Source organism: Novosphingobium capsulatum NBRC 12533, assembly GCF_001598375.1.
Taxonomy (GTDB): domain Bacteria; phylum Pseudomonadota; class Alphaproteobacteria; order Sphingomonadales; family Sphingomonadaceae; genus Novosphingobium; species Novosphingobium capsulatum.
The window spans coordinates 37,834-63,344 of the sequence record NZ_BCYV01000009.1 but is presented as its reverse complement, the minus strand read 5'-3'; the positions used below and the strand labels follow the sequence as shown (position 1 = coordinate 63,344).

The window sequence follows — 25,511 nt, the reverse complement described above, 5'->3', positions numbered from 1 at the left end:
GCAGATTACCTTGCGAACCGCGCAAGGATCAGCGCGCGGCGAGCTGCTTTTCCACCAGCGCAATGGCGGCCGCCACGGCGGCTTCGCGCCCCAGGGCCGAGGTATCGAGCAAGGCTGCCCCCGGTGCCTGGCGCAGCGGCGCCGTGGCACGGCCGGCATCGCGGGCGTCGCGCGCGGCCAGGTCTGCCTCGATCTCTTCGCGGGAGACGGTGCGGCCCTGGCCGGTCATTTCCGCCCAGCGGCGCAGCGCGCGCGAGGCCACGCTGGCGGTCACGTAAAGCTTGGCATCGGCGTGCGGGGCAATCACCGTGGCGATGTCCCGCCCATCGAGCACCGCGCCGCCCGGCTGGTTGGCAAAGGCCTGCTGCCGCTCCAGCAAGGCAGCGCGCACCGCCGGGTGGATCGAGACGCGGCTGGCCAGGCCTCCGGTCGCTTCCGAGCGCAGATCGGGATCGGCCAGCAGGCTTTCGGGAAAGGCCGTGGCGGCCAGCGCGTCAGCCGGATCATCGGGGTTGCCGCCCTGCAGCGCCACCTGGCGGCCGACCGCGCGATAGAGCAGCCCGGTATCGAGATGCGGCAGCCCGAAATGGGCGGCCAGCGCGCGGGCGATCGTGCCCTTGCCCGATGCAGTGGGGCCATCGATGGCGATGATCATCGCGCCTTGTTCCTTCTGTCGTGCAGTGCCTTGCCCAGGCCCCACAGCGCGATAGCCGACCAGAACCCTTCCAGCACCAGCGAGGCGGGGTTGAGGTTGACCATCAGCGACACGGTCAGCAGCGCGGCACCGGCCAGATTGGTGCCGTGCTGCACGAACGGATTGGGCCGCCGGCCATGCGCGCCCTCGCGGGTGGTATAGCCATAGGCCAGGATGATGCAGGCCATGCCGATGAAGCCGCAGATGTTGGCGAAAAGCGGCGATAGCGTCATGCGGCGGTGGCCGTGGCGATCAACTGTTCGAACACCGGGAAGCTCGTGGCGATCGGGCGGGTATCGTCGATGCCCACGCCATTGGCGCTCGCCAGGCCGGCCACCGCCATCGACATGGCAATGCGGTGATCGAGGTGCGTGGCCACGCTGGCGTCAGCCGGCGTGCCGGGCAGCGGGGTGCCGCCGGTGCCATCGATGATCATGCCGTCTTCGGTTTCGGTGACCCGCGCGCCGGCCAGTTCCAGCGCCACGCGCATGACCGTGATGCGATCGGATTCCTTGACGCGCAGCTCTTCCAGCCCGCGCGTGATCGTGCGGCCCTGGGCATGGGCGGCGGCGACGAACAGCACGGGGAATTCATCGACCATGCTGGGCACCACGGCGGGATCGACATCGATGCCGGTGAGGGCAGAGGCGCGCACGCGCAGATCGGCCACCGGCTCTCCGCCCACGTCGCGGCGATCGATTTCCTCGATGCTGCCGCCCATCAGGCGCAGCACGTCGAACAGCGCGGCGCGGGTGGGATTGAGGCCGACATTCTCGATCACCAGATCAGATCCCGGCACGATCAGCGCGGCCACGACAAAGAACGCGGCCGACGAGGGATCGCCCGGCACGGTGATCGTCTGCGGCTTGAGCTCGGCCTCACCCACCAGGCGGATCACGCGCGTGCCATCGCTATCGATCTCGACCGAGAGATCAGCGCCAAAGCCCTTGAGCATGCGCTCGGAATGGTCGCGCGTGGGCACCGGTTCGATCACCGTGGTAATGCCCGGGGTGTTGAGCCCGGCGAGCAGCACCGCGCTTTTCACCTGGGCCGAGGCGACCGGCAGGCGATAGGTCAGCGGCACCGGCGTGGCCGCGCCTTCCACGATCAGTGGCAGGCGCCCGCCGGGATAGGCGGTGAAGCGCGCGCCGACCTGGCTGAGCGGATCGATCACCCGGCCCATCGGTCGCTTGGACAGGCTGCCATCGCCCACGAAGCAGGCGGTGATCGGGTGGCTGGCGACCAGCCCCATCAGCAGGCGGGTGGAGGTGCCCGAATTGCCCATGTCGAGCGCGCCGGCCGGTTGCAGCAGCCCGCCCACGCCAACGCCCGCGACCAGCCAATCGCCGTTGGCCTGGCGTTCGATCGTGGCGCCCATGGCGCGCATGGCCGCGGCCGTCGAAAGCACGTCTTCGCCTTCGAGCAGCCCGGTGACGCGGGTTTCGCCCACGGCGAGCGCGCCCAGCATGATCGAGCGGTGGCTGATCGACTTGTCACCCGGCACGCGAATCCGGCCCTTGAGAGGCCCCTGGGCAGAAAAGCGGCGGGGGCGCATCAGGGCGGGATCGGAATGGCTGCTCACGGGCTCGGTCTTTCCAGAATGGCAAAAGGGCGGCAAAAACGCGCGGCTTTTGACAGCGCGCGGCCACTATGGCAAGGCGCGCGCCGCAGTCTGTCGTGCGCACGCTTGATTTCCGGGTAACGCGCCCCCAAGACGTTTTTTTGGTTCCGGTCCGCGCCGCAACGGCAGCGGGCGAGCTTTTCGAGGATTATTCATGGTCAAGCCTGAATGGGGCGCCAAGCATAGCTGTCCGAAGTGCGGCACCCGCTTTTACGACCTCGGCAATGCCGACCCGGTCACGTGCGTGGAATGCAAGTATTCCTGGCATCCTGAGCCGGTGCTCAAGTCCAAGCAGCCGATCCCCTATGAAGAGATCCAGAAGGAGAAGGTCGAGGCCGACGCCGACGTCGATCTCGCCGAAGAGGATCTGGACATCGACGAGGACGGCGATTCGCCCGACAACGACGTCGACCTGGGTGGCGACGATGATCTCGGCGTGGGCGCCCACGAGGGCGAGGACGACGATAACTAAGGGTTTCCGGCCGGGCCGGGGGATGTCCACAGGACATTTTCCGGCAGGCCGGTAAAATTGGCGAGAGGCGCAAAAAAGCCTCTTGCCAGCCGCCACCCTCTCCCTTAGAGGCGCGGCTCCCGGCGATGATCACCTTCTGGTGTGACCGCAGGGCAGGGTGCCTCCCAGGGCATTCTGGCAGACTTTCGGGGCCGTAGCTCAGCTGGGAGAGCGCTACAATGGCATTGTAGAGGTCAGGGGTTCGATCCCCCTCGGCTCCACCAGTCTGCGAAAAACCCTGGTTTTCCAGGGTGCTTCGTTCCTTGTGGACGATATATGCCTGGAACGTGTGGGGCCGTAGCTCAGCTGGGAGAGCGCTACAATGGCATTGTAGAGGTCAGGGGTTCGATCCCCCTCGGCTCCACCAGTTCCCTTCCAAAAAGCCCCGCAAGCCGCGGGGCTTTTTGCGTTTCGGGGCGCAGGTCATTCGCGTTCGGGCACCGGCACGTTGAAGCCATTGAGTGTGACCGACACCAGGGCATAGAGGCCGACCAGGAAGATCAGTTCCTCGACGCCGGCCTGGCCGAACGTCTGCTTGGCCAGGGCATAGACCGGCTCGGGCAGCACACCCCCGCGCGAGAGGGCATAGGCAAGGTCGAAAGCCACGCTTTCGTCCTCGGCCAGGTCGGCCGGCTTGAGATCGGCGGTGAGGGTGGCCAGGCGCTGCGCGCTCATCCCTTCCTTTTCCGCCACGGCGACGTGGGCATAGATTTCATAGGCGGCGTCATAGCGCGCGCCCACGGTCAGGATCACGATCTGGCGCACGCGATCGGGCACGGTGGCCTTGGCCGTCAGCGCCAGGGTCAGATCCCAGATCGCCTTGCCGATTTGCGGCGAATGCAGCCACGGGTTCCACGGCCCCATCAGGGCGCCGGATTCGTCGATCACCTTGAAGGCGTTGAAGTTGCTGGCAATGCCTTCACGCATCGCCTCGTAAAGCGGCTTCTGTTCGTCGGTCAGCTGTGACGGCGGAATGAGCGGCAGGCGCATGGGCGCTCCTTTTTGTGCGGTGCAACAGGTCCCGTGCCTGCAATCCGCCCATGGCCTGCCGGTTCCGCCCGCGTTTACATTTTCAGGCCGATTTCGCGCAGGCGTTCCTGCAGGTAATCGTCAGCCGTGATGGAGACGGGATAGCGGTCGGGATTTTCCGCCGTGATGCACTGCGGCAGGGTGTGGAACGGGAAGTCGCTGCGCAGGTGCAGGAAGAACGGCATCGAATAACGGCTGTAGCCGGCCCGCGCGCCATCGGGATTGCGCACGCGGTGGGTGGTTGATGGTAGGACGTGGTTGGTCAGGCGCTGCAGCATGTCGCCGATGTTGACCACCAGCGCGCCGGGCGGGGGCGAAACCTCGATCCAGCGGCCATCGCGCGCCAGCAGTTCCAGGCCCGCTTCCTCGGCGCCGAGCAGCAGGGTGATGAGATTGATATCCTCGTGCGCGCCGGCGCGGATCGCGCCGTCCGGGGCGCCGGGCACCGGCGGATAATGCAGCAGGCGCAGCACCGAATTGCCATCGGCAATGGCCGGATCGAACCAGTGCTCGTCCAGCCCCAGCCACACCGCGATGCGCGAGAGAATGCGCGCGCCGACTTGGTCGAAAGCGGCGTAAAGCGTGGTGAAGGTTTCGTGGAAACCCGCGATCTCGGCCGGCCAGACATTGGGCGGCATCGCCCCGGCCAGGGGATGGCCAACGGGCAGATCGCGGCCAACATGCCAGAATTCCTTCAGGTCGCTGACCTTGGCGCCCTTGGCGATCTCGGTGCGGAACGGCGTATAGCCGCGCGCGCCGCCGATGCCGGGAACCGCATAGGCGCGCTTTTGCGCATCGGGCAGGGCAAAGAAGGCCTGGGTCTGCGCCCAGGCGCGCGCCACCAGATCGGCGTCAAGGCCGTGGTCCTTGACCATGGCAAAGCCGAATTGCTGGAAACTGGCACCGATATCGTGGGAAAGTTCTGCCGGATCGGCAGCCAGGGACAGGACGGGTAGAGTATCGAGGTTCATTTGGCTCCCCGGGGGAAAATGCGGTATGGGCGCGCCTCTATCCCCATAGTCCGCAAGGTTTCCATGATTCAGATCAGTGCCGATACCCAGCTTTGGCTGATGAAGTCCGAACCCGACGTATATAGCTGGGACGACCTGGTCAGCGAAGGCGAGGGCACCTGGGATGGCGTGCGCAACCATTTGGCGGCGCGTAACCTGCGGACGATGAAGGAAGGCGACCTTACGTTCTTCTATCACTCCAACATCGGCAAGGAAATAGTTGGCATTGCAACGATCAGCGTGCCGGGCCTGACCGACCCTACCGATCCCGACGGCAAGTGGGCAGCGGTGAAGGTCAAGCCCGTGGCCAAGCTGGTGCGCCCGGTCAGCCTCAAGACGATCAAGGCCACGCCCGATCTGGCTGACATGGAATTGCTGCGCCTGTCGCGTTTGTCGGTCTCGGCAGTGCGCCCCGCCGAATGGGATCATATCCTGGCGATGGCCGGCGGCACGGTCTGACCACGGCCGCCCGCCGCTCATTGTTGGCCATGCTGCCCTTTGGGCCGGTCGCTCAACCGTTCGTCTCACAGGTTGGAACCAAAGCCGCGCCCAAGGCGTAGTTGCTTTCGAAGGATGCGGCCGGCTTCCCCCTCTCACGGCCGCATCCACCCCACCTTTTCAAGGAGATACGCCATGGGTGAGCTCAAGGATCGCGCCAAGGGTCTGACCAACGAAGCGGTTGGCAACATCAAGGAAGCCGCCGGCAAGATGACCGACAACGGCAAGCTTCAGGCCGAAGGCCTGGCGCAGCAGGCCAAGGGCAAGACCCAGCAGGCCGCCGGCAAGGTCAAGGGCGCGCTGGGCGACGATATCTGATCGACGCTGCTGACAGTCCCTGAATGGTCTGACCTGTAATGGTCTGGCGGGCCGCCCTTTTCCCAGGGCGGCCCGCTTTGTTTTGGGCGGGTGATTGTGCGGCCTGTCCCATGACGGAACGCCGCCGAATTGGCGGCGACTGCGCCGGTGCCATCATGGTTAAATTCGCGTTAAAGCGGATAGCCATGCTCGAATCCACGCCCCACCCCGATGGCCCTGGCGCCCAGGCACCCGGCCACCCGTTCCGCGCCACCCTGCCGCGCCGCGTGCTGCTGCCGATGCCGGTGTTCGAGCCGGAAGTGCAGGCGGCCATGGCACGCGCCGCGCTGCGCTCCCAGCCGATGAACTGGAAGCGCATCACCGTGCAGGACGTGAAGGAATTCCTGATGGCCTACTGCGCCTGCTTCATGGCGATCATGGCCTTCATGAGCTGATCGCCGGGGCGAGCAGCGGGAGCTATTAACCCGCCATCTCGTCAAACGTGTGGGTTTCCTGCGCACCCAGGTGGGCCACTTCGGCGCGATAGAGCAGCCAGCCGAGCCAAGCTGAAAACAGGCAGAGAATGCCGGTCAGCAGCAACTGGTCGACAATGCGCATGCCGGCCGCCGTCAGGCCCATGGCCAAGAGCGAGCCGGCCAGCATCGCGCCGGAATTGACGATGTTGTTGGCCGCGATCGTGCGCGCTGCCTCGCACTTTTCCACCACGGTGGTGAGAAAGGCATAGAGCGGCACGATGAACATGCCCCCGGTGATGGCAATGCCCAAGAGCGTACCGATCAGCGGCACGGCCAGCGGCGCGGTGATGAAGGCCGTCAGGTTGAGCAGGCCGCGCTGTGCTGGCACCGGCCAGGCCGCGCAGACGAAGTGGAAGCCAACGACGAACAGCGCCGTTCCGACCACGCAGATCGGCGCATAGCGCGCCGAAACCGTGCCCTTTAGCAGGCGGTTGATCGAGACCGAGCCGATCGCGATGCCGACCGAGAAGATCACCAGGAACAGGCTGGCCACTTCCTTGCTGCAACCCAGCACGTTCTTGGCCAGCGGCGGGAACTGCACGAACAGGATCGCGCCCACGGCCCAGAAGAAGCTGATCGCCGCAATAGCCAGGAACACCCGCGGATGGCGTGTGGTGGAATGGACCAGGCGATAGAGCGAGACCACCTGATCGGCCACTACCACCGGCACGAGGCCCAGCGCGCGCACCACATTGCACGGGCGCGCCAGGAACGGACGCAGCAGCGGCAGGGCGAGCGGCTCGTTCGGCTGTTCGGGCGGGGCGGGGGGCACGCTGCGGCCGGCGAAAAAGCCGATCAGCGCGGTGACGACCACTGTCACTGCCGCTGCCGGCGCAGAGATATAGCCGGCCACGATCGTGCCGGCCAGGATCGCCATGTAGGTGCCCGCTTCGACCAGGCCAGTGCCGGCCAGCACTTCATCGGCATGAAGATGCTGGGGCAGGATGGCGTATTTGATCGGGCCGAAGAAGGTGGAATGCACGCCCATGGCGAACAGCGCCAGCAGCATCAGCGGGATGGCCAGCCCTTCGACATGGAAGCCCTTCCACGCCAGCAGCAGGCCGGTGGCGCCGACGGTCATGATCCCGATCTCGCAGGTTTTGACGATGCGGATGATGCGTGCCTTGTCGCGCATGTCGGCCAATTGGCCCGACAGGGCAGACAGCGCCACGAAGGGAATGATGAACAGGGCCGTCGCCATGCCGGAAAAATGCGCTTCGGCTTTTTCCGAATTGTACACGTTGAACACCACGAACAGCACCATGGCATTCTTGAACAGATTGTCGTTGAACGCGCCCAGCAACTGGGTGACGAACAATGGCAGGAAGCGACGGGCGCGAAGGAGATGCGTTGTAGTTGTCATTCTAAGCGGTGCCGGGCATCCCTGGTCTCTGTTCCGCCTGCCTTAGCGCGCCACGCCGGGTGGGCAAGGGGCAAGCGGTGGGCGCCACAAGATTTAACCCGCAGCCCGTCTTACATGGGTGGCCCCAGGGCACACGGCAAGGTGGGCGGGGGCAAAGGCACCGCCCGAACACGATGGCAGGCCCTTCGTGCACAAACCGTTTCCATGTTGGCCCCGGCCGCCTTATTGCGGAAAAGACATGCTCACGCTGCCCAACATCCTCACCCTTTCGCGCATCGTTGCCGTGCCCTTGCTGGTTGCCCTGCTGTGGTGGCCGGGCTGGCCCACTGGCTATGCCCTGGGTTTTGCCATGTACTGCCTGATGGGCGTGACCGATTATTTCGACGGCTATCTGGCGCGGGCGCAGGGCACGGTGTCCAAGCTGGGCGTGTTCCTCGATCCGATTGCCGACAAGATCATGGTGGCCGCCGTGATCCTGGTGCTGACCGCACAAGGCGTGCTGACCGGCCCCTATGTCGGGGACATGCACGTGATCGCCGGCCTGGTGATTCTGCTGCGCGAGATCGCGGTGTCGGGCCTGCGCGAGTTTCTGGGCGGCATCCAGGTTTCGGTGCCGGTGTCCAAGCTCGCCAAGTGGAAGACCACGTTTCAGATGATTTCGCTCGGCGCGCTGATCCTGGGCTGCGCCACGCCGTGGTGGACGCTTACGCTCCAAGGCATCGTCATCAACGTGCCGCATACGGTGGGCCTCGCCACGCTGTGGGGCGCGGCCGGGCTGACCGTGATCACCGGCTGGGATTACCTGCGGGTGGGCTTGAAGCATATGGATTGAGTAACGCGTTAGATTTCACGCCCAATCAGAGACTGGTCCAAAATCCTCGAACGTACTGAAGCCGGGCTATGAGCGAATCGGATTACGCATTGCGAGAGCGCGACGGCGCGATAGCCAGAATACGCAATGCGGCGTTGCTCGATGCTGCTTTCATCCTCGTCTATCATAATACTGTTATGTCCACATATCCGCATATAGACCAAGCGCTTCTAGCAGACATATTCGATGAATCCGAAGCGGCTGCCGCTCTTTCCACGGCTACGAAACTGCTGAATTCGACTTATGATCTGGGGAAAGCCTATCTTGCAGGACGCTTCACGCACGAGGATTGCGTTAAGCGCCTTGAAGCAGGCTTTCCCGGATTTGGCCGTGAGTCTTACGAGAAGGCTTTAAGCTACGGGTGCTTCCAAGCGCGGTAGCCTGCATGCAGCGATGCAGACTTTCGCGAGTTATCCAGAATCCACCACCGCCAATGCGCTAGATCTGTCAGCGCCCTCACAAACTCTCCGCCAGATAGCGATCGGGCCGGTGCCAAGTCATGATCATCAGGTTGGCGCAGACCGCGCTGGCCAGCGACCAGATCGCGCGTTCGGGGCCGAGCACTAGGGCCGAGGTGGCGATGATCGTGGCGTCGGTGATCATCAGCAGGCGGCCAAAGCTCCAGCCCTTTTTGCGGCTGAGCCAGCGGGCGATCACGCTCGATCCGCCCACGGCGGTGCCGTGGCGCGTCACTGCCAAAAGGCCCATACCCATCACCGTGCCGCCGATCACAGCGGCGGCGGCCGGGCTGGCTGACGTCAGCACCAGGCCTTTGGCCACCAGCGTGACCAGGCCGGTAATGGCCAGCGTCGCGACCAGGCTGCGCAGCGTGTAGCGCGTGCCCTGGCTGCGCCAGAAGATCAGGAAGATTGGCAGGTTGAGCGCGGCAAACAGCGTGCCGGGCGAATATGGCGCAATATAGGACAGCAGCAGGGCAAGGCCGGCCATGCCCCCGGTGATCAACCGCGCCTGGTGCAGCAGGTACAGGCCCAGCGCCAGCAGAAGGCACCCGGTCGCAACCCCATAGAGATCTTCCAGCGCGTTGTGGCGCTGCACCTTCATGGTGTGCGCAATTCCTCTGCCAGCAGGCGAAACTCGTCGGCGCGGGGCGAATTCTTGCGCCACACCAGGGCGATTTCGCGATAGGCGTGATCGGATTGCAGCGGGCGGGCAACGATATGGGTGTCGTTGAGGATGCCGGCGTCCACCGCCATTTCGGGCAGCATGGTCAACCCCAGGCCATTGTCCACCATCTGCACCAGAGTGTGCAGGCTGGTGCCGATCATCGTGGCGCTGGCGCGCAGCTCCGGCCGGTTGCAGGCGGCCAGGGCATGCTCTTTCAAGCAGTGCCCGTCTTCCAGCAGCAGCAGGCGGGTTTCATCGATCAGCGCGGGTGGCACCGATTCGGGCGGGTTGCGCGGATCGTCCTGCGGGAACGCCACATAGAGCCGGTCCTTGAACAGCGGCGCCACGTCCACCTCGCCGGTGGCAAAGGGCAGGGCCAGCAGCACGCAATCGGCGCGGCCATGGTGCAGCGATTCGATCGCGGCGGCGCTGGGCTCCTCGCGCAGGAACAGCTTCAATTGCGGGCGTTCCTGGCGCAGGCGCGGCAAGATGCGCGGCAGCAGGAACGGCGCGATCGTGGGGATCACGCTCATGCGCAGCTCGCCGGCCAGCGGCACGCCATGCGATTGCACCAGTTCGGACAGTTCCTCCGCTTCGCGCAGCAGGCGGTGCGCCTTGGCCACCACCTGGTTGCCCAGCGGGGTGAACCGCACGACACGGCGCGTGCGCTCCACCAGCGTTACGCCCAGGAGCGATTCGAGTTCGCGCAGCCCAGCCGACAGCGTTGACTGCGAGACGAAGCACGAATCGGCGGCTTTGCCGAAGTGGCCATGTTCATGCAGCGCGACGAGGTATTGCAGCTGCTTGAGCGTGGGCAGGTAGGTGCTCATTCCCCGGTCGGCTCGTCAGCTTCGGGTTCGGCTGGCGTTGCCTTGGCCGGGCCGTTGTTGCCGATCTGGTCGATGTGCGCCATCTTGAGCTTGCCGTTGACCACGGCAAAGGCCAGGCGCCCTTCCACCAGTTCCAGCGCATCGCGGCCGAACTGTTCGTAGCGCCAGGTTTCCAGCAGGGCCAAGCCCTTGCGCTGCCCGGCGGCCAGTGCCTCCAGATCATCGCTGCGCGCCAAAAGGCGCGAAGCCACGTCGATTTCGCGGCTGCGGATCTTGAGCAGCAGCTTGAGCAGGTCGGCCACCAGCGCGCCTTCCTTGCCCAGCGGGGCACCGCGCGGCGCGCGCGGGGGCATTTCCGCCTCGGTCAACGGCTTGGCATCGGCCAGCGTCTGCATCAGGCGGCGTCCGATATCGTTATCCTTCCATCCGGTGGACAGGCCGCGCACTTTGGCCAGGTCGTGCTGTTCGCGCGGCGGGTGGCTGGCAATGTCGGCCAGGGTTTCATCGCGCATGATGCGCCCGCGCGGGATATTCTTGTCCATTGCCTCGGCCTCGCGCCAGGCGGCAATCGCGCGCAACCGGCCAAGCACGGCGGGATTGCGGCTGGGCGGGCGAATCTTTTCCCACACCTTGCCCGGGTCGTTGCGATAGTTTTCCGGGTCGGCCAGCTTTTCCATCTCGATATCCAGCCACTCGCCGCGCCCCGTCTTGATCAGGCGCTTGAGCATGCGCGGAAAAATCTTGGAAAGGTGGGTCACGTCGCCGATCGCATATTCGATCTGGCGTTCGGTCAGCGGGCGGCGCGACCAGTCGGTAAAGCGGGCGCCCTTGTCGATCGACAGGCCCAGCCACGCTTCCACCAGGTTCGAATAGCCGATCTGCTCGCTTTGCGAGAGGGCCATCATGGCGATCTGCGTGTCAAAGATCGGGTGCGGCGTGCGGCCCGAGAGATTGTAAATGATTTCAACATCCTGCCCGCCGGCGTGGAAGACCTTGAGCACGTCTTCGTTGTCCACCAGCAGATCGAGCATGGGCGACAGGTCGATCCCCGGCGCCAGCGGATCGATCGCCGCAGCTTCCTCTTCATTGGCGATCTGCACCAGGCACAATTCCGGCCAATAGGTGTTCTCGCGCATGAATTCGGTGTCGACCGTGACGAAGTCTGACTTGGCCAGCCGCTCGCACAGATCGGCAAGCGCGGCGGTCGTGGTAATCAGCGGATGTATCTTCATCGTTCTTTTCTGTATGGCCCGAACCGCACCTGGGTGCCAAACACCCGTGGCGGCATGGGGCCGGTGGTGCCCCCGTCCGGGAGCGGCGGCTTGACAAAAGCGTGGCCATCGCCTCTTGGCCGCGCCTGACATTTAAGCCTGTCTCACCTGCCTTATTGCAGACCGATTGGAAAGAGTTTCGATGCATCCTTACCGTTCCCACACCTGCGGCGCCCTCTCGCGCGAGCATGTCGGCGAAAATGTTCGCCTTTCGGGCTGGGTGCATCGCAAGCGCGACCATGGCGGCGTGCTGTTCGTCGATTTGCGCGATCACTACGGGATCACCCAGATCGTGGCAGATAGCGACAGCCCGGCGCTGCCGCTGCTCGAATCCGTGCGCGTGGAAAGCGTTGTGACGATCGAAGGCGTGGTCAAGGCCCGCAACGAAGCGACCGTCAACGCCAACCTGGCGACGGGCGCGATCGAAGTGTTCGCCAAGGTGGCGACGGTGCTTTCGGCGGCAGAAGAGCTGCCCATGCCGGTGGCCGGCGAGCAGGAATATCCCGAGGATATCCGCCTGCGCTATCGCTTCCTCGATCTGCGCCGCGAAACCCTGCACGCCAACATCGTGACGCGCACGCGAATCATCTCCGACATGCGCCGCCGCATGGAAGGCGCGGGCTTCACCGAATATTCCACGCCGATCCTGACGGCATCGAGCCCGGAAGGCGCGCGCGACTTCCTGGTGCCGAGCCGCATCCACGCCGGCAAGTTCTATGCGTTGCCGCAGGCGCCGCAGCAGTACAAGCAGCTGCTGATGGTGGCCGGGTTCGACCGCTATTTCCAGATCGCGCCGTGCTTCCGCGACGAAGATCCGCGCGCCGATCGCCTGCCGGGCGAATTCTACCAGCTCGACCTGGAAATGAGCTTTGTGACCCAGGAAGAAGTCTGGGAAACGATGGAGCCGGTGATCGGCGGCGTGTTCGAGGCCTTTGCCGAAGGCAAGCCGGTGACGCCGATTGGCCAGTTCCCGCGCATTCCCTATGACGAGGCGATCCTCAAGTACGGGTCTGACAAGCCGGACCTGCGCAACCCGCTGCTGATCACCGACGTTTCGCACCACTTCACCCAGTCCGGCTTTGGCCTGTTTGAAAAGATCGTCGGCACCGGCGGCGTCGTCCGCGCCATTCCGGCGCCGAACACCGCAGACAAGAGCCGCAAGTTCTTTGACGAAATGAACGACTGGGCCCGCGCCGAAGGCCATGCTGGCCTGGGCTATGTCACCCGCAAGGGCGGCGAGTTTGGCGGGCCGATTGCCAAGAATCACGGCGCCGAAGGCATGGCCGCGCTCTATGCCGAGCTGGGCCTGGGCGAAAACGACGGGCTGTTCTTTGCCGCTGGCAAGGCCGATCAGGCCGCCAAGCTGGCGGGCCTGGCTCGCAACCGCGTGGCCGCGCAGCTTGGCCTGGTCGAAGAAGGCACCTACAAGCTGTGCTGGATCGTCGATTTCCCGTTCTATGAATGGGATGAAGACAACAAGAAGGTGGAATTCAGCCACAACCCGTTCTCCATGCCGCAGGGCGGGATGGACGCGCTGACCAACCAGGACCCGCTGACGATCAAGGCGTTCCAGTACGATCTGGTCTGCAACGGCTATGAAATCGCCTCGGGCTCGATCCGCAACCAGTCGCCCGAAACCATGGTCAAGGCGTTCGAAATCGTGGGCCTGACCAAGGCTGACGTGGAAGAGCGCTTTGGCGGCCTCTATCGTGCGTTCCAGTATGGCGCGCCGCCCCACGGCGGCATGGCCGCTGGTGTCGACCGCATTGTCATGCTGCTGTGCGGGGCGCAGAACCTGCGCGAGATCACGCTGTTCCCGATGAACCAGCGGGCCGAAGACCTGCTGATGGGGGCGCCCTCGCCAGCCGAGCACAAGCAGTTGCGCGAGCTCAACATTCGCGTTGTCGAACAGCCCAAGGGCTGAGCGGCACCGCATTCCGACCGGCGCTTGTGTCCCACGGCTGACAGGCCAGGATGCGGGCGCCTCTTGCCAGCGGTTCAACAGCCTATTAGGGCGATGCCTGACCCGCGACCACCAACCTGTTTCCTGCGAAGGGGCATATAATGAGCGATACCGCCGACCGCGTTAAGAAGATCGTTGTCGAGCACCTCGGCGTCGAGGCCGACAAGGTCACCGAAGACGCCAGCTTCATCGACGATCTCGGCGCTGACTCGCTCGACATCGTCGAGCTGGTCATGGCCTTTGAAGAAGAATTCGGTGTGGAAATCCCCGACGATGCGGCCGAGAAGATCTCGACCGTGTCTGACGCGATCAAGTACATCGACGAAAACAAGGGCTGATCGCCCCGCTTCCCCAACCGTTCCGGCCAGCAAGTGCGGGCCGGGCAGGGGAGGAATTCGGCAGGCTCAGTCCCCATATCTGCGGGGCTGGGCCTGTTCGTTTGTGATTTTGCGGAGAAAAGAATGCGTCGTGTCGTCGTAACCGGCCTCGGCCTTGTCACCCCGCTGGGCGCGGACGTGGAAACCGTTTGGGCGAATCTGCTCGCCGGCAAGTCTGGCGCCGGGCCGATCACGCGGTTCGATGCCAGCAACCAGAAGTGCCAGATCGCTTGCGAAGTGAAGCCGGCCGACCATCCCTATGGCTTTGATGCGTCACGCCGAGTCGATCACAAGATTCAGCGCCAGGTCGATCCGTTCATCGTCTATGGCATCGATGCTGCCGGCCAGGCGCTGGAAGATGCCGGCCTGGTGGACATGGACGATGATCTCAAGACGCGCACCGGCTGCTCGATCGGCTCGGGCATCGGCGGTTTGCCGGGCATCGAGAGCGAATCGATCGTCCTGCACGAAAAGGGCCCCGGCCGCGTCTCTCCGCACTTCGTGCATGGTCGCCTGATCAATCTGATCTCGGGCCAGGTTTCGATCAAGTATGGCCTGATGGGCCCCAACCATGCGGTTGTCACCGCCTGCTCCACCGGCGCCCATTCGATTGGCGATGCCGCGCGGATGATCAAGGATGGCGACGCTGACGTGATGCTGGCGGGCGGCGCGGAAAGCACGATCAACCCGCTGGGCGTGGCCGGCTTTGCCCAGGCCCGCGCACTCAACTGCAGCTACAACGACCGGCCGGAACAGGCCAGCCGCCCCTATGACAAGGACCGCGATGGTTTCGTCATGGGCGAGGGCGCCGGCGTCGTCGTGCTGGAAGAATACGAACACGCCAAGGCGCGTGGCGCCAAGATCTATGCCGAAGTGGTCGGCTATGGCCTGTCGGGCGATGCCTATCACGTGACGGCGCCGCACCCGGAAGGCAAGGGCGCCGAACTCGCGATGCGCATGGCGCTGCGCAAGGCCGGCCTGGAGCCTGGCGACATTGACTATGTCAACGCCCACGGCACCTCGACCATGGCTGACACCATCGAACTGGGCGCGGTCAAGCGCGTGCTGGGCGATGATCTGTCGGGCGCCTCGATGAGCAGCACCAAGTCGGCGATCGGCCACCTGCTCGGTGGCGCCGGCGCGGTCGAAGCGATCTTCTGCATCCTCGCCATCCGCGACCAGATCGTGCCGCCCACGCTCAACCTCGACAACCCGGATGAGGGCACCGAGGGCGTGGACCTGGTGCCGCACGTGGCCAAGAAGCGCCAGGTGCGCGCCGTGCTCAACAACTCGTTCGGGTTTGGCGGCACCAACGCCAGCCTGATCATGAAGGCGGTTTGAGCCGCAAGGCCAACCCGCGTGGCAAGCCGAAAGGCCGCCGTAAACCAAGGAAACGCGCTCCCATGATTGCCCGCATCGGTAAAGTCCGGCTGGTCATCCTGGGGGCGCTGCTCCTGGCGGCAGCATGGGGCACCCACTTCCTGTGGGGCTGGTATGGCCCAGGCCCGCTGGCCAAGGATACGGCGTTCGTCGTTCCCGATGGCGCCAGCATCGGCTCCATCGCCAGCAAGCTGGAGGCAGAAGGGGCGGTGGCTTCGGCCAGCACGTTCCGCGCCCGCGCGCGCCTGCTGGGCACCACCGCGCCGATCAAGGCCGGCGAATTCAGCCTGCCGGCCCACGCCAGTGGCTCTACCATCCTCAAGATCCTGCAAGGGGCCGAAGGCGCGATGCGCCGCCTGGTCACCGTACCCGAGGGCATGCCCGCGATCATGGTGCAGGAACGGCTGATGGCGCAGCCGCTGCTCACCGGCACCGTCGACGTTCCCGAAGAGGGCACCGTGCTGCCCGACAGCTATGAATTCCGCCGTGGCGAACCGCGCAAGGCAGTGCTGGCGCGCATGCAGGCGGCCATGACCAAGACCCTGGCCGAACTGTGGGCACAGCGCAGCGCCGATACCGTGGCCAAGACCCCGCAAGAGGCGCTGATCCTGGCCTCGATCGTGGAAAAGGAAACCGGCAAGCCAGCCGAACGCCGCATGGTGGCCGGGCTCTATTCCAATCGCCTGCGCAAAGGCATGCTGCTGCAGGCCGATCCCACGATCATCTATCCGATCACCCGCGGCAAGCCGCTCGGCCGTCGCATCCGCCAGTCGGAAATTCAGGCTGTAAACGATTACAATACCTATTCGATGACCGGCCTGCCCAAGGGACCGATCACCAATCCCGGCCGCGCCTCGATCGAGGCAGTGCTGCATCCGGCGCATACCGATGCATTGTATATGGTAGCCGATGGGACCGGTGGCCATGTCTTTGCCGATACTCTGGCCGAACATAATGCCAATGTTGCCAAATGGTTTGCCATCCGCCGCGCACGCGGCGATCTCTAGGCTGGCATTTGCGCGTCTCTCGCATTATTGGTCCGATACGGAGTTTTACGGATTTGCCGCCTGATGCGCGCGCGCATCGCTCCGGCTGTTCCGATTTCTCCCGCGCGGCGGGTCGCGCCGGGTGAGCGGGCCCCTGGTCCTGACAGCCCGGCTACCCGCCGCGCTCTTTGGCCAGATGGAAGGGTTGCGGCGCGCGAACTATCCGCCCGAACGCAATCATGTGCCTGCCCATGTCACGCTGTTTCACGCGCTGCCGCCCTCCGCCCAGGGCGAGGTGCAGCGCTTGGCTGCCCGCGTTTGCGCGCAAACCCCGCCGCCGGCTGCGCAGCTCGCCGGGCTGGCAGACCTGGGCACTGGCATGGCCGTTGCTGTGCACAGCCCTGCGCTGGCAGCGGTGCATGCTGATTTGGCCGAAGCGCTCCAGGGGTTGCTCGGCCTGGCAGACCAAGGCCGGCCGCGCTTTCATGTAACTGTCCAGAACAAGGTTGTCCGCAGCGAAGCCCGCGCGCTCCAGGCGGCGCTGGCGGGCCGGTTCGAGGGCCAGGCCTTTGCTTTTGCCGGCCTCGACCTCCACGCCATTGAGCGCCTGCCCCAAGGCGGCGCCACCTGGCAGCCCGTAGGGCAGTGGACGTTTCGCGGCCGCTGAAGATCCTCCCCGGCACGGGGAGGGGGACCGCGCGAAGCGTGGTGGAGGGGATCTTCGGCCTGAAACGCCGTTTGCAGCCGCCAGTCCCCTCCACCAGCCTGCGGCTGGTCCCCCTCCCCCGGTGGGGGAGGATCAGGGTGCAGGCACGACGTCGAAGGCAATGTTCAGCCGCTCCCCCGCATCGAACGGCACCGTGCCATGCCACAGCGTGGAGGCAAACAGCACCAGTTGCCCCACCACCGGGGCGATCGTGCCATAGGGGACAAGGTCAAGGCCCAGTTCCTGCGGCGGGGCGCCATAGTGAAAGTGCCCGGCATCGGGCGCAGTGCTTTCAGCCGGCTCGGGCAGGGCGACATAAAAGGCGCTGCTGATCCACCCCAAAGGATGCGAATGGGTGACGTTGAAGCCGTGCCCGTGCAGCCGGACCGACCAGCTGCCGCTGATCCGCACCGCATCGCGCGGGCGTGAGAGCAGCGGGTGGGCAGGATCGGGCGGGGGCAGGGCGGCAATGTAATCGCGCGTTGCCGCCAGCAATGCCTCGCGCGTGCGCACCAGCACGGGTTCGTGGCGCAGCAGCACGCTGCGGTCGGTCTGCGTGCCGCCGCGCACCGATTGTTCGGGATAGGGCAATTGCGCCCGGTGCAACCCGCGCAGCAGATCGGCCAGTTGTGCCAGTTCCCCCGTACTCAGCCCCACTGCCACGCTGCGCACAAATGCGGGATCGCCATCGAGCCATTGGGTCCGCGGATCGTCCAGCAGGCGCCAGCAGGTGGAAACATAGGGCCAGACCTGCCCGGCCAGCGGCGATCCTGGCGCCTGCTGCGCCAAGGGCAGGGCGAGGGCCAGTGCCATGTCGGGCGCGCCGTCACGCAGTGCCTGGCGGATGCGGGCGATGGTGATCACCGGGCTGCCGGGCAGCGTACCCTGGTTGATCAGCCGGGCCATCTCTTCCGCATCGCCGCTTTCCCCGGCCAGGAACACCCGCGCCTGGATCAGGGCAGGCAGCGTGCCCAGGTGTCGTTCCGCTTCGTCCAGGATGGCGGCGGCGCGGGGCCAGTCGCGCACCTGGGCCACGGCGGCAAACCACCCCAGCCACAGGGTGGGCTGCGCCGGATGGGCGCGCGCAGCGCGGGAAAAACTGGCATCGAAGGTGTGGCGGTCGCCGTTCACCCAGCGCAGCGAGCCCAGCACGCGGTGCCCGTCGGCCCAGGCGGGGTGGCGCGCCAAGGCCGCCTCCAGCGTGGCCAATGCTTTTGCCGCCTGGCCTTCGCTGGCCAGCGCCAGGGCGTAGTTGCGCTGTGCGTCGAGATGGTCGGGCCAGCGGCGGCAGACCGTGGCGAACAGGTGCGCGGCGGGATGGCCCAGTTCATAGCGCGATTGCGCGTGGAGAAAGGCGACGGCGGGATCGTCGGGCGCCAGGGCATGGGCGCGCGCGATGGCGCCTTGCGCGCCGACCATGTCTTGCCGCGCGCGCAGGATGCGGGCGCGGTCGAGCCATTCGCCCGCGCTTTCGCTCATGCCGGCTGCGGGGCAAGCCCGGCCAGCACGGCGCCATGCATGGGTTGCTGCGCCGCCTCCGCGGCCATGGCGCCGCGCAGCCGGCCCAGCCATTCGCGCCCGTCGACGCCGCGATAGTCGATCAGCGGGTCGTGCCCTTCCGGCAGGTTGTTCTGGCCGATGTGCACGGCCAGCCATGATGGCGGGGCAAACAGGTCCAGCTCACGCGCGATCAGGCGACCATGGCGGCGGAAATGCGCAATTTTCAGGGCCAGGCTGTCGGGGATGTCCATCGCCGCGACATGGCGCCACAACTCGGCATCCTGCCGCTGCGTCAGCTTGTAGTGCAGGATGATGAAGTCGCGGATGCGCTCCATCTCGCCATGGGCGACGCGGTTGAATTCATCGCGCGTGGCGGGATCGAAATCGCGATCGGGAAACAGGGCCAGGATCTTGGAGACATTGGCCTGGATCAGGTGGATCGAGGTGGATTCGAGCGGTTCGAGAAAGCCCGAGGCCAGGCCCACGGCAATCACGTTGCGGTTCCAGTGCAGCTTGCGTCGCCCCGCCTGGAAGCGCACCGCGCGCGGATCGCCCAGCGCCGTTCCATCCAGGCTGCTGGCGAGATCCTCGGCCGCGCGGTCTTCGTCCAGGAACGCGCTGCAAAAGACATAGCCGTTGCCGATGCGGTGTTGCAGCGGGATGCGCCACTGCCACCCCGCCGCGCGCGCGGTCGATCGGGTATAGGGCGTGGGGTTGGGATCGGCGGCCGGATGCGCGCAAGGCATTGCTACGGCGCGGTCACACGGCAGCCAGTGCGACCAGTCTTCGTATCCGGTCTTGAGCGCCCCCTCGATCAGCAACCCGCGAAAGCCCGAGCAATCGATGAACAGTTCTGCCTCGATCCGGCGCCCGTCGGCCATCGTGACTGCCTCGACACAGCCGGTCTCGCCATGCAGCGCTACGTCGGCAATGCGGCCTTCCACCCGTGTGACGCCGCGCTGTTCGGCAATCGTGCGCAGGAAGCGGGCATAGAGCCCGGCATCGAAGTGATAGGCATAGTCGAACGTGCTCATCACGCTACGCGGATCGGGCGAGGGGTGGGCAAAGCGCCCGGCCCGCGCCAGGTGCCAGGCCATGGCATGCTCGTCGAGCGGGGCGGTTTCCCCCTGGCGACGCGCCTGTAGCCAGTATTGGTGCATCGGCACCATGTCGAAGTTGCGGCCATAGGGGCCGAAGGGATGGAAATAGCGCGAATTTTCCGCGCCCCAACCGACGAATTCGATCCCCAGCTTAAAGCTGCCCTTGGTCCGCGCCAGGAACTCGCGCTCGTCGATGCCCAGGGTCTGGTTGAACACGCGGATCGGCGGAATGGTCGCTTCGCCCACACCGATCGTGCCGATTTCCTCGCTTTCCACCAGGGTGATGGCGCAATCGCGCGCCAGGGCCTGCGAGAGCATCGCAGCCGTCATCCATCCGGCTGATCCGCCGCCAACAATCAGTACCTTGCGGATCTTGCGATCGTCCATGGTCTCGTTCCCCTCCCTGGGCAGGCGCATCCTACAATCAATTGCAGAGCGCGCAAAGCGGGCTTTTGGGCGGGTTGGAACCGCTCTTGTGAACCTGCGCGGACACGCATGAAATATTGGTAATAATCTCATTTGTCAGAAGAAATTGCCAGCGAAAGGTCTAGCTTGCGATCTAGCAGGGCCAGACCGGAGAGGCGCCGCGTGAGTCATCTGTTCATTCTGGCTTTCGTTGTCCTGCTGGTTTTGCTGCGCCGGCAGGCGTCGCGACAGGCCCGCCAGGCCGTGCCGCTTGCGCCACCGCGCCGGCCCGTGCCGGCGGTCGAGGCGGCCGCGCCCGCAATGCCGGGCCTGACCGATCCTGATGCCAGGGCGCAGGATGAAGACGATGCCCCGGCCGTGCTGCCCAGCGCGCCCCGGCGTTCTGCCACGCTCGACCGCTTCTACCGCACCGTGCGCGGCCCGGGGCTGTGTTCCCCGCGCTAGGGCCCGCGCCCCTTTCCCGCTTCCGTTCAGGAGACATGCGATGGCCATTACCAGACAAGTGATCACCACGGTGCGCAACGATGGGTCCGATGCGCTCGGAACCCGTACCGTCGCTTACAAGATCGCTGATGAAAGCATCGTCTCGGGCTCGCTCTTGACGGTGGAAAGCAACCACTTCTGCGTGCTCAAGTCGCGCGGGGCGGTGCTCGATGTCTACGAAACCGGGCAATATGCCATCGAAACGCCTGACAAGCCGCTGATCGGCTCGATCGCCAAGGGCTTTTTCGGCGGCTCCTCGCCGTGGGTCTATGAAGTCATCTATATCAACCGCTCCAAGCTGCTGGTGCGCAACAGCGGCATCGCCACCTCGGCGGAAATGGCCGAAGTGTCGTATGTCGTCGATTACTACATCCACATCGACAGCAAGCAGGAAGCGCTCGACCTGATCACCCACATGCCGTTTTCCGGCACGGTGATCGATACCAACGAAGTGGCCGATTACGCTGGCCCGGCGATCGAGCAGGCGATCAACCAGATCGTGCAGGTCACCAAGCTGGAAAACATCAACGAGCACATCAACGACGTGCGCGAGGCGGTGAAAGTTCACCTTGCTGATTTCCTCAAGGTCTACGGCATCATGCTCAACGACCTCAAGGTCTTGATCATGCCGCGCGACGAGCGCATGCGCGAGCTGATCTCGCTCCAGGCGATCGGCCTTACCCCGATCGAATCTGTGCGCTATTACCTGGCGCTCAAGATGGCGGAAAAGGGCCTGGTCTCCGCGCCCAATGCGGCGGTGGGCATGCCCTTTGCGATCGGTGGCCAGCCCACCGGCTTCTACCCGCTCGGCCCGGAAGTGGGCGCGCCGACATGAGCGGGGCCAAGGACGACGGGCTGGCGGCGCGCGCCGGCCAGGTCGCGCTCAATCTTTTCCGCGGCTATGGCTATACGTTCTATCGCGTGGAAAACGATCTGCGCGCCGATGACCAGCGCGTGCGCCGCATGGTGAGCGAGCTGTTGCAACAGGCGCGCAAGACGCTGAGCGAAGCCGAAGGGCGCTATCGCCGCGAGATGATCCCGCCGCCTTCGCGCGCCCAGCCGTTCCCGCCCGCAGACCTGGTCGCCAACGCCAAGCGGCTGGAGGCCTTGGCCCAGACGATCAGCGCGCTCGACGCGCAGGTGGCGCATATGCCGGTGCCCGGCAACGACTTCATGACCGCGCGCTATCGCAACGAGGCTGATACGCTGCGCCGCCTGTCGGAAGTGGACGTGGACCTGGTGGCCGATGCCCATGCCCTGGCCCAGGCCGTGCCGGGCGACGATCCGGTGCTGATCCTGGAGCAGGCGCCCGCCATCGCCGCCACCATCGCCCGCCTCAAGGACCGCATCGCGCAGCGCCAGGCGATGCTGCTGTAACCGCGCCGGGCCGCGCCGCGATGAACCTCCAGGGCCTTGATCCGCATCTGCTGCACGCCTGGCTCACCGCGCGCTCGCTGGCGCGTGGATTGCCCATGCCGGTGCCCGAGCACGGCGGCCTTCGCGTCGATACCGGATCAGACATGGAAACCGTGCGCTGGGTCTTTCCGCACCTGTGCGATGGCCTGAAAGACCTCGCCCGCGCGATCCACCAGCCCCGTCAGTTCATCAAGGTGTGCGCCACGACAGAGGCCCTGCGCGCCGCCCTGCCGCCGCACTGGACGGTGCACCCAGCCAGCCACGTGATGCGCGCCCACGGCGCAATGCCGCGCCGAACGCTGGCGCACGGCTACAGCGTCACCACCGAGCAATCCGGCCCGGTGGTGGCCGTCCGCATCCTTGGTGAAACCGGCGAACTGGCCGCCAGCGGCTGTGGCGCCGAAACGGATCACATCTTCGTCTACGACCGCATCGTGACCGAGCCCGCGCACCGCCGCAAAGGCCTGGGCCATGTCCTCATGCAGACCTTGCATGGCGCACGGCGTAATGCCGATAGCCTGGAACTGCTGGTCGCGACGGACGACGGCCGGGCGTTGTACGAGACCTTGGGGTGGCGCGTCGTTGCGGCCTATGCGAGTGGCTCGATTGTTGAGGGTTGATCGGGCCGTGATCGGAGGCCTCTTTCGACCAACTCAAGCCGTTCCCCGGCCGAGGCGGAAATGCCCACTCACGCCGGAACCCGTCATTTCTTTGCAATTCAGCAACCGGACGGCCTTACGCCCTTATCCGACGTAACTCCGACGTTTGAAAGCATCAAATCCTGCCATACGGGGCCGAATGAGAAGCGAACTATCCATCGTGAAGTGGTAGATCCGAAACTTGCGCAAGCTACTGGGCGAAAGGCAATGGTTTTCTCTGCCCTCATCCTCGGCTAGGATTAGACGTACGTTACGCGAGCAGGGGCAGCTGTTGTGGAAATTGATGAGCAAGCGAAAAATTATCTTTTCACCGCAATTCGTAAGGGACGAGCGTTCCTTGTGCTGGGAGCAGGTGCATCAAAAACCTCACGCAACCGCTTTAATAAAGATGTGGCGCTAGGAGACGGTCTTGCTGAAATCATCGCCAGAGAAGCTGGCGTTCCCTACGGTCGCGAAACTCTGAAAAAAGTTCTCGCTGCATGCGTCCCTGGCATCGTGAGCAAACAGCGCTTTCACGAAATATTAGCTGAGCAATATAAAAACGTTACACCTTCCGATGAACTTAAGTCATTACTTAAGTTTAGTTGGAAACGGCTTTACACGTGGAATATTGATGATGCGGTTGCAGCCATTCCCTATTCAGTCCAGAGACGAAAACCTTACAACGGAATGATCGATAAGTCTCATAATGACCATGGCATTGAAACACTTCCTATAATTCAGCTCCACGGCGACGTTGACAAACCTGAGCATGGATTCATTTTCACTGAAAGTGAATATAATAAGGCCCTAATAGACGGTGAGCATCACTGGTACCGTCAGCTTGCTCAGGATTATGTATCTGGCGTACCAATATTTATTGGCAGCCGGCTTGAGGAACCAATCCTGTCCCTTGAGTTAGATCGCGCTCGTCCGGTGGCGGGCGCCCCCCTTGGGCAAGCATTCCTTGTCTGTCCCGATGACCTCAGTCCAATCGATCGCTTGGATTTGGCATCGCGCCAAATTGTTTACCTTCGAGGCACACTAAAAGACTTTGACGAGCTTCTGAGAAAAGAGCTGGGCGTGTCTTTCAGTCCTGTAGACGTTTCAACAGGACTAAGTGCTTTTGCAGCACAGGCTGTGAATGCACAGAATCTAAACAATCGGACAGCCGTGCTTGCTACATATATTTATCAACACAAGCATTCTGAGACTTTTGCTGATGCTGCGAAATTTGAGGCGAAAGTTCGAGATGCAGCTGCTCGTAATTTTCTTGAAGGCGCGCCTCCAAGTTGGAGGATAGCTGTATCTGACGTGCCTGTCTGGCTCAAGCACACAGATGATCTGATGAAATTTGTGACCCGCGCCATTTTTGATCAGGACCGAATTGCCATGGTAGTGGGGCAAGCGGGTAGCGGAAAGTCTACTGCCCTAATGCAGGCGCTTTTGCGCTATTCACAGGACAACGGGGATATCCCCTTCTATGAAATTAGAGCCGAGGTCCCGTCCCTGAGATCAGCACTACAACTCTTGTCCGATATCGTAGTTAGCGAACATATTGTGGTCTATATCGCCGACGCCTTTGTGTTTGGCGATTCATTTCACGAGGATCTTCTATCGGTTCCACAAGGCAGAATGACGATCTTTAGCAGCGCACGCACGGGCGAGTGGAACAGCCGCCTCAAGCGGCAGCTTGCTGGAGACAGCAAGACTTTCAAATTTGAACGGTTTTCGCCCGCCGATTATCAACCTTTGATAGATCGCCTGATTAAATATGTGCCTTCACCGGCGCTTTTGCGTATGACGGCTGCCGAGAGGCGTAATAAGCTTGCTCAATCTAAGTCGCAGTTGCTGATTGCCTTGAAGGAAAGTACCTACGCGGCAGCTTTCACGGATGTAATTACTAAAGAATTTGAAGGGCTCGGCTCCCTTGATGAGCAAAAACTCCTTCTGATATGTGGAATGGGATCCCTCTCGCGCGCAGGTATTGATCCGGGTGCCGCCAGAGAGGCTTATGAGCAGAGTGGTGCAAACCTGCCTTTTGAAGACGCACTCAGTGCCCTTGACGGCATTGTTGTTAATCAAGCCAACGGACGTTTGTCTGCTCGTCATGAACTTTACGTTAGGCACATCTTTGAGGCAGTGGCTGACATTGATGAAGTAATGAATGCAGTATCAGCACTACTAGAGACTTTTACAAAATATGATCATCCAATTGCAAAGAATGTATCCCGACTCGATGCTGTATTGTTTAGATATTTACTGAGTCACAACTTCCTAAAAGACATTTCTATATCGCATGGTTCAATGCGTGCAGGACTGAGGGTATACGAAAAATTCGAATTACCCTTCCAGTTAGATGGTCACTACTGGCTACAATATGGGCAATATCTGTCTGAGATCGGCGATTACGATGATGCTATGGACATGTTTGCCAAGTCTATTCAGGCATTTCCTGAGAGTGAATACGCTCAGCATGCACTTGCAGAATGTCAACTTAAGGTAGCCGCTCGTCGGAAATCATACGACGCTCACACGCGAGATCTTATACTGAAGGCAGTAACAACTCTTGTTGCCCAAGACGAGTTGATGGGAGGGCCAAGCGATCATTACGCGATCGTGACCCTCGCTCATGGTCACGTTGGCGCTCTTGTTATTCATAAGCAATTTGCACCTGCGCAAGAAATCGCAGAGAGATACATAAAAAGGATTAGTGCGATAAGGCGTACTCATGATGATGATCTTCTCTCGAGAGCATTCGAACGCCTTCTGAACTTCACGACGGGGCAAGGTTGGAAAGAAAAGCCATTTGCATCATCCAGGGGACGGCGAAATAGCGGGGCTAAAGGATAAATAAAATGCCCACGTATGAAGCGGCGA

Annotated in this window: 27 protein-coding genes and 2 tRNA genes; 18 read left to right on the top strand and 11 right to left on the bottom strand. The window is 63.5% G+C overall.

The window, feature by feature from the left end:
* Nucleotides 1-28 precede the first annotated feature (28 nt).
* From SCA01S_RS08735 to aroA, 3 genes are read right to left on the bottom strand one after another with little or no spacing between them, the layout of a single operon-like run.
* On the bottom strand, nt 29-655 hold the full coding sequence (locus tag SCA01S_RS08735) for a (d)CMP kinase (protein ID WP_054132739.1): 627 nt from the start codon (nt 653-655) through the stop codon (nt 29-31).
* Entirely contained in the window at nt 652-927 is a 276-nt protein-coding gene (locus tag SCA01S_RS08730) for a CBU_0592 family membrane protein (RefSeq protein WP_022675693.1), read from the bottom strand. Before SCA01S_RS08730 ends, SCA01S_RS08735 begins: the two co-directional genes overlap by 4 nt.
* On the bottom strand, nt 924-2,249 hold the full coding sequence (gene aroA, locus SCA01S_RS08725) for a 3-phosphoshikimate 1-carboxyvinyltransferase (protein WP_174544792.1): 1,326 nt from the start codon (nt 2,247-2,249) through the stop codon (nt 924-926). The genes SCA01S_RS08730 and aroA overlap by 4 nt, the downstream gene beginning before the upstream one ends.
* Before the next feature lie 220 nt (nt 2,250-2,469).
* Here aroA and SCA01S_RS08720 point away from each other — a divergent pair, with 220 nt between their 5' ends.
* The 3 genes from SCA01S_RS08720 (at nt 2,470) to SCA01S_RS08710 (ending at nt 3,193) form a co-directional block, all read left to right on the top strand.
* Nucleotides 2,470-2,787 (top strand): TIGR02300 family protein, encoded by a 318-nt coding sequence (locus SCA01S_RS08720; RefSeq protein ID WP_022675695.1) that lies wholly within the window; start codon nt 2,470-2,472, stop codon nt 2,785-2,787.
* Between the two features lie 187 nt (nt 2,788-2,974).
* Nucleotides 2,975-3,050: transfer RNA gene (locus SCA01S_RS08715), tRNA-Ala, on the top strand.
* Nucleotides 3,051-3,117: 67 nt separating this feature from the next.
* Nucleotides 3,118-3,193, top strand: a tRNA-Ala gene (locus tag SCA01S_RS08710).
* A 56-nt stretch (nt 3,194-3,249) separates the two neighbouring features.
* Here the strand turns inward: SCA01S_RS08710 and SCA01S_RS08705 are convergent.
* Together SCA01S_RS08705 and SCA01S_RS08700 are read right to left on the bottom strand one after the other, a co-directional pair.
* Nucleotides 3,250-3,816, bottom strand: coding sequence for a carboxymuconolactone decarboxylase family protein (locus tag SCA01S_RS08705; RefSeq protein WP_062784904.1), 567 nt, complete (start codon nt 3,814-3,816; stop codon nt 3,250-3,252).
* A 74-nt stretch (nt 3,817-3,890) separates the two neighbouring features.
* On the bottom strand, nt 3,891-4,826 hold the full coding sequence (locus SCA01S_RS08700) for an isopenicillin N synthase family dioxygenase (RefSeq protein WP_062784902.1): 936 nt from the start codon (nt 4,824-4,826) through the stop codon (nt 3,891-3,893).
* A 63-nt stretch (nt 4,827-4,889) separates the two neighbouring features.
* Here SCA01S_RS08700 and SCA01S_RS08695 point away from each other — a divergent pair, with 63 nt between their 5' ends.
* The 3 genes from SCA01S_RS08695 to SCA01S_RS08685 all read left to right on the top strand — a co-directional run bounded on the left by SCA01S_RS08695 (nt 4,890) and on the right by SCA01S_RS08685 (nt 6,115).
* Nucleotides 4,890-5,324 carry an EVE domain-containing protein gene (locus SCA01S_RS08695; protein WP_062784900.1) on the top strand — a complete coding sequence of 145 codons (435 nt, stop codon included), beginning with the start codon at nt 4,890-4,892 and terminating at the stop codon, nt 5,322-5,324.
* A 174-nt stretch (nt 5,325-5,498) separates the two neighbouring features.
* Nucleotides 5,499-5,681 carry a CsbD family protein gene (locus tag SCA01S_RS08690; protein WP_062784898.1) on the top strand — a complete coding sequence of 61 codons (183 nt, stop codon included), beginning with the start codon at nt 5,499-5,501 and terminating at the stop codon, nt 5,679-5,681.
* Between the two features lie 185 nt (nt 5,682-5,866).
* Entirely contained in the window at nt 5,867-6,115 is a 249-nt protein-coding gene (locus tag SCA01S_RS08685; protein ID WP_062784896.1) for a hypothetical protein, read from the top strand.
* Between the two features lie 25 nt (nt 6,116-6,140).
* Here SCA01S_RS08685 and SCA01S_RS08680 read toward each other — a convergent pair whose 3' ends face one another.
* The gene (locus SCA01S_RS08680) at nt 6,141-7,559 is read right to left on the bottom strand and encodes an MFS transporter (RefSeq protein ID WP_062784894.1); all 1,419 of its coding nucleotides are present in this window, start codon (nt 7,557-7,559) and stop codon (nt 6,141-6,143) included.
* Between the two features lie 238 nt (nt 7,560-7,797).
* On the opposite strand from SCA01S_RS08680, the gene pgsA reads away from it, so the two are divergent.
* Entirely contained in the window at nt 7,798-8,391 is a 594-nt protein-coding gene (pgsA, locus tag SCA01S_RS08675; RefSeq protein WP_062784892.1) for a CDP-diacylglycerol--glycerol-3-phosphate 3-phosphatidyltransferase, read from the top strand.
* 68 nt (nt 8,392-8,459) lie between these two features.
* Nucleotides 8,460-8,810: a hypothetical protein gene (locus SCA01S_RS22165; RefSeq protein WP_157088908.1), complete on the top strand. Its 351-nt coding sequence runs from the start codon at nt 8,460-8,462 to the stop codon at nt 8,808-8,810.
* Nucleotides 8,811-8,886: 76 nt separating this feature from the next.
* Here SCA01S_RS22165 and SCA01S_RS08670 read toward each other — a convergent pair whose 3' ends face one another.
* The 3 genes from SCA01S_RS08670 to rnd are packed head-to-tail and all read right to left on the bottom strand — an operon-like array spanning nt 8,887 to nt 11,617.
* Nucleotides 8,887-9,492: a YitT family protein gene (locus tag SCA01S_RS08670; RefSeq protein ID WP_062784890.1), complete on the bottom strand. Its 606-nt coding sequence runs from the start codon at nt 9,490-9,492 to the stop codon at nt 8,887-8,889.
* The gene (locus SCA01S_RS08665; RefSeq protein WP_022675704.1) at nt 9,489-10,385 is read right to left on the bottom strand and encodes a hydrogen peroxide-inducible genes activator; all 897 of its coding nucleotides are present in this window, start codon (nt 10,383-10,385) and stop codon (nt 9,489-9,491) included. The genes SCA01S_RS08670 and SCA01S_RS08665 overlap by 4 nt, the downstream gene beginning before the upstream one ends.
* The gene (rnd, locus tag SCA01S_RS08660) at nt 10,382-11,617 is read right to left on the bottom strand and encodes a ribonuclease D (protein WP_062784888.1); all 1,236 of its coding nucleotides are present in this window, start codon (nt 11,615-11,617) and stop codon (nt 10,382-10,384) included. The genes SCA01S_RS08665 and rnd overlap by 4 nt, the downstream gene beginning before the upstream one ends.
* A gap of 181 nt (nt 11,618-11,798) precedes the next feature.
* On the opposite strand from rnd, the gene aspS reads away from it, so the two are divergent.
* From aspS to SCA01S_RS08635, 5 genes are all read left to right on the top strand, one after another.
* Complete coding sequence (gene aspS, locus SCA01S_RS08655; RefSeq protein ID WP_062784886.1) at nt 11,799-13,580, top strand: aspartate--tRNA ligase; 1,782 nt, start codon at nt 11,799-11,801, stop codon at nt 13,578-13,580.
* Nucleotides 13,581-13,720: 140 nt separating this feature from the next.
* The gene (locus tag SCA01S_RS08650; protein WP_028657713.1) at nt 13,721-13,957 is read left to right on the top strand and encodes an acyl carrier protein; all 237 of its coding nucleotides are present in this window, start codon (nt 13,721-13,723) and stop codon (nt 13,955-13,957) included.
* 123 nt (nt 13,958-14,080) lie between these two features.
* Entirely contained in the window at nt 14,081-15,337 is a 1,257-nt protein-coding gene (gene fabF, locus SCA01S_RS08645) for a beta-ketoacyl-ACP synthase II (protein ID WP_022675711.1), read from the top strand.
* Nucleotides 15,338-15,399: 62 nt separating this feature from the next.
* On the top strand, nt 15,400-16,383 hold the full coding sequence (mltG, locus tag SCA01S_RS08640) for an endolytic transglycosylase MltG (RefSeq protein WP_062784884.1): 984 nt from the start codon (nt 15,400-15,402) through the stop codon (nt 16,381-16,383).
* Nucleotides 16,384-16,504: 121 nt separating this feature from the next.
* Nucleotides 16,505-17,029 (top strand): 2'-5' RNA ligase family protein, encoded by a 525-nt coding sequence (locus SCA01S_RS08635; protein WP_062784882.1) that lies wholly within the window; start codon nt 16,505-16,507, stop codon nt 17,027-17,029.
* A 132-nt stretch (nt 17,030-17,161) separates the two neighbouring features.
* Here the strand turns inward: SCA01S_RS08635 and SCA01S_RS08630 are convergent, their stop codons facing one another.
* Nucleotides 17,162-18,547, bottom strand: a complete 1,386-nt coding sequence (locus SCA01S_RS08630) for a putative 2OG-Fe(II) oxygenase (RefSeq protein WP_062784880.1) — start codon at nt 18,545-18,547, stop codon at nt 17,162-17,164.
* Entirely contained in the window at nt 18,544-20,055 is a 1,512-nt protein-coding gene (locus tag SCA01S_RS08625) for a tryptophan halogenase family protein (RefSeq protein WP_062784878.1), read from the bottom strand. The genes SCA01S_RS08630 and SCA01S_RS08625 overlap by 4 nt, the downstream gene beginning before the upstream one ends.
* A 201-nt stretch (nt 20,056-20,256) precedes the next feature.
* On the opposite strand from SCA01S_RS08625, the gene SCA01S_RS08620 reads away from it, so the two are divergent.
* From SCA01S_RS08620 to SCA01S_RS21725, 5 genes are all read left to right on the top strand, one after another.
* Entirely contained in the window at nt 20,257-20,538 is a 282-nt protein-coding gene (locus SCA01S_RS08620) for a hypothetical protein (RefSeq protein WP_062784876.1), read from the top strand.
* 40 nt (nt 20,539-20,578) lie between these two features.
* Nucleotides 20,579-21,412, top strand: coding sequence for an SPFH domain-containing protein (locus tag SCA01S_RS08615; RefSeq protein ID WP_022677533.1), 834 nt, complete (start codon nt 20,579-20,581; stop codon nt 21,410-21,412).
* Nucleotides 21,409-21,954 (top strand): hypothetical protein, encoded by a 546-nt coding sequence (locus SCA01S_RS08610; protein WP_062784874.1) that lies wholly within the window; start codon nt 21,409-21,411, stop codon nt 21,952-21,954. Before SCA01S_RS08615 ends, SCA01S_RS08610 begins: the two co-directional genes overlap by 4 nt.
* 20 nt (nt 21,955-21,974) lie before the next feature.
* The gene (locus SCA01S_RS08605; protein WP_062784872.1) at nt 21,975-22,613 is read left to right on the top strand and encodes a GNAT family N-acetyltransferase; all 639 of its coding nucleotides are present in this window, start codon (nt 21,975-21,977) and stop codon (nt 22,611-22,613) included.
* A 312-nt stretch (nt 22,614-22,925) separates the two neighbouring features.
* On the top strand, nt 22,926-25,484 hold the full coding sequence (locus tag SCA01S_RS21725) for a P-loop NTPase (RefSeq protein ID WP_084390881.1): 2,559 nt from the start codon (nt 22,926-22,928) through the stop codon (nt 25,482-25,484).
* Nucleotides 25,485-25,511 lie beyond the last annotated feature (27 nt).